General features: G+C 43.9%; 1 protein-coding gene. It reads right to left on the bottom strand.

All coding sequences use genetic code 11. From position 1 onward, the window contains the following. On the bottom strand, nucleotides 1-428 hold a 428-nt coding region (locus ACS8FD_RS22690; RefSeq protein ID WP_439277520.1), incomplete at its 3' end, for an aminotransferase class IV. Between the last annotated feature and the right edge of the window lie 166 nt (nucleotides 429-594).

Here is a 594-nt window from a genome sequence, read left to right as displayed (position 1 = left end):
ATAGTCATAGCGGTTGCTTTTAACCAAACCTCACAAGAGCTAGCATCCATATCTGCTGCAAAACCATAACCACGCACAGCTTGTACAGCACGCGTGATGATGACTTTTATCACCCCTTGTTGTAGCTGCTGAGCGTGGGCTTGCAAAGTGGTGAGTAGCGAGTCGCTATCGACGTCTAATTGTAATGCATGAGCGTGAGAGAGCAGTCTTTGATAATGATACTCTGGCCATAATATCGAGCCTTCAATGACACCTATGGTAGTAAAGAATCCATCTCCATAAGCCAGCCCGCGGTTATCTGGGGTTATAACGGCGTTATCTACATTGGCAACCACATTATCAGACTGCGGATATAGGCGCTGCCATGTCGAGACATGGTTAATAAGCTGACTACTATTGGACTCACTGTTATTGAGCTTAGCTATCATACCTAGCTGTCTTTCGCTGGTTGCTCACCTGATTTATTTAGCACCAGCATGCAACTATAAAACTCGCATTTGCCAAGCTCTATCTTTTGTCCACCAATGGTTTTGTTTTTTATGATTTGACCTCTGAGCATATCTGAGATGACTTTTCCGCCATCATCATTCATAA

Source organism: Psychrobacter sp. 1U2, assembly GCF_051847575.1.
Note: the sequence above shows the minus strand (reverse complement) of the source record. Positions and strands in the feature narration are given on the sequence as shown.